This is a genomic window from Candidatus Desulfolinea nitratireducens, from assembly GCF_982879505.1.
Genome location: NZ_CEYOSI010000247.1, coordinates 1 through 2,946, shown reverse-complemented (window position 1 = coordinate 2,946; position 2,946 = coordinate 1). Strand labels below are relative to the sequence as shown.

The following is a 2,946-nucleotide window of genomic DNA, read 5'->3' as shown; positions in this document are numbered from 1 at the left end:
TTTATAGGCAAAATCGCCTATGGGGTCTAAAAATCTGAGTTTGAGAACTCAGTCAGTTTATCTTTAGCGGCAGGGATACGGCCAGGCGTGTCCCCTCGTTTGGTTCTGAGTAAATTTCTAATACGGCGTTGAGTAATTCCGCTCGCTCATATAGTCCCAACAACCCAAAGTGGCCGTGGGGGGCGAACTCTGCCGGGCTTTTGGGAACTTCGAATCCAGATCCGTTGTCAGAGATAGTCAATATGACCCGCTCAGGTGCAAACTCAATTTGCACGGTGGCCTGTGTAGCCTGTGCGTGACGCTGGATATTACTCAAACCCTCCTGCGTCATGCGGTAGAGTGCCAATTCCGCATCAGGAGGCAAACGAAGTTCACGACCCAGCCGCCGAAACGTGATCGGTATTGCGGAAGAATCCTGTGTTTCGCGGGCCAGCATATCCAGCGCGGCGACCAGGCCCAAATCTTCGAGATAAAGCGGACGCAGGGCACGTGTCAGACGGCGCAGATCCTGTATCGTCTCCTCGGTCATTTTCTGGATTTCATCCAACTGATCCACTGTGCGACCCTCATCAATATTCATCTGGGCCAATTGCACACGCTGATTAAGAGCGATCAATGACTGGATGGTCTCATCGTGCAGTTCCCGCGCCAAGCGGCGACGTTCATCCTCCTGTCCTGTTGTGATAGCACCGATATAACCTCGTAAACTTTTTTGAGAGGCCTGTACCTTCCGCGCCAGATAAATAAGCGCATTTTGCAGGCGATTAATTTCAGCAATACCACCTACAGAAGCTTCGATGCTATTAAAATCACCCCAGGCCAATTCACGCGCACGCCCTTCCAAATTTTGCAAGGGCTGTACAATTTGACCGGCCCCAAACCACAAAGCAACAAGGGAGAGCAAAAGGATGGGGATGAGAATCAGTGGGGCAAATAAGGTTGTGTTGAGGAGTGGTGTTGTCACGGTTTCCCAGGTTTCCACAATGATCAAGGCCCAGCCTACGGGCGCAACCCCGCTATACGCGATCACTTTTTCGCCATCCTCGGCGGGAATATAGATCGCACCGCTTTCGGTTTGCAATGCAGCGCTAACGCCTGGATGAGCAAGGGGGTCGGTGAGCGGTACATCATCCTGCAGGCTATACAAAACCTGCCCATCAGGAGAAATCAAAAAAACCTCGCCTTGCGCTGCTACTTCAAAAAGTTGGGTTAGAGTGCCCTCTGCCAACATGGATGGAAATAATGCCCCCACGACAATCGGGTCACCAGGGTGGGCGACCGCTGTCAGGAGGACAATCGGCTTGTTACCATTAAAAGAAGGAATGACCGATGAAAAGCGCGGCTCCTCTGTAGCCAGCTTGAGGGTTTCGTTCAGCACAATTCGAAAAGCGTCTGCATTTTTTGTCCACAAAGAATCGTCCCCGGCAGATTCGAGTAATACCCCTTCAGGGGAGAAAAAGGCAAGCCCGGCGTCAAAATACGGCAGGAGGAAATTGGAGGATAGAAGAATATCGTTGAGAGGATGCCCGTCTGCAGCCCGCAATGACAGGCCACGCACGGCTGCGGCTCGATGACTCAGTTTTTCTGTAAGCGCACTGGCAGCAGTTCGCGCTGCCCGTTCATCACGCTCGCCAACCAGAGTCCGCATTGCGCGTTGGTGCAATGCCATACTGCCCAGGGTGGCGAGCAACAGTAGTGCAACCAGGGGCAGGACGACCCATGCGAAAAGCTGTAAGGTCAGGCCGCGCCAGCGCAAACCGGGAAGAGGAATTGGATTTGAATTTGGCATTTTATATTAAGAAGGTCGCCCAGCAATGACGTTCTCATTTATTCTGAAAGCCATTATCCCAGATCAGGAGATAACCAACTCAGTGATACCGCGCGCATCACTGCTTCTGTCCGGCTGGAAACCTGGAGTTTATTAAATATATGTGCCAGATGTCCCTGCACGGTGCGATCGCTGATCCTCAACTGAGCGCCGATAGCTTTGTTGGTGTAGCCTTTCCCCACCAGGACCAGCACTTCCATCTCTCTATTCGTGAGCTCATCCACAGGTGGAGTATCCTTGATCGCTGTCATTTGAGCCATCATTTTGCTGAGAATACTGGCGTCTAACGCTGAACTTCCGGCATGGACATCCCGTACTGCGCGAATTATCTCACGAGGAGCAGCAGTTTTTAGTACATAACCGTTTGCACCTGCCTGTAAAACAGCCGTAATATAAGGGGCATCATCGTAGGCGGTCAGAATTAGGATGCCAATCTCCAGTTGATTCGCGCGTACCCAGCGAGTAACTTCAATCCCGGTCGCTTTTGGCATCTGGATATCCAATACCGCGACATCCGGGAGATGCTCGGCAATCAGTATTTTTGCCATTTCTCCATCGTCTGCTTCGGCGACAATTTGTATATCCTCAGCTTGCTCTAAAAACTGGCGGATGCCGGCTCGTACAACAGCATGGTCATCAGCCAGCAAAACCCGGATGGGGGAAAATGAAGTTGTCATAGGGTGATTTTACTATAAGACATCATTCATAAAAGCTGTTTTGTGTGAAAGATATCCACCATTGAAACTCACGCTCTTCTGCTCCCCATGATGATTTGATGAAGGTCAATACTTTGTGCATCTCATCATCACTCAAGATTTCGGCAAATGAGGGCATATTCCCGTTTTCAGGTTGACCTCCCTCGGAAATGATCTTGAGCAATAGCGCGTCAGGATGGTGCCAGGTATGACCGCCGCTATCATGCGGTGGCGGAAGCAATGTGCCATCTGGTTGGGATATTTTCCAACCAGAGACCCCTTCCAGTTCTGTGCCGTGGCAAGAGGCGCATTTTTGACTGTAGATTTCCCGACCCTGGGAAAGGTCTCCTGCGTCCAGTATTGGAACAGGTGGAACAGTTATTCCATTAATTGTTACCCTATCATCAAGATTAGCCTGCCAAT

General features: G+C 50.8%; 3 protein-coding genes. All 3 read right to left on the bottom strand.

The annotated features are described in order from the left end of the window. Positions 1-52: 52 nt before the first annotated feature. Complete coding sequence (locus tag AC3DOM_RS15730) at positions 53-1,789, bottom strand: sensor histidine kinase (protein ID WP_487919990.1); 1,737 nt, start codon at positions 1,787-1,789, stop codon at positions 53-55. A 53-nt stretch (positions 1,790-1,842) separates the two neighbouring features. Then, positions 1,843-2,505, bottom strand: coding sequence for a response regulator transcription factor (locus AC3DOM_RS15725; RefSeq protein WP_487919989.1), 663 nt, complete (start codon positions 2,503-2,505; stop codon positions 1,843-1,845). 22 nt (positions 2,506-2,527) lie between these two features. Continuing rightward, positions 2,528-2,946: c-type cytochrome (locus AC3DOM_RS15720; RefSeq protein ID WP_487919988.1), on the bottom strand; the 419-nt coding region annotated here is incomplete at its 5' end.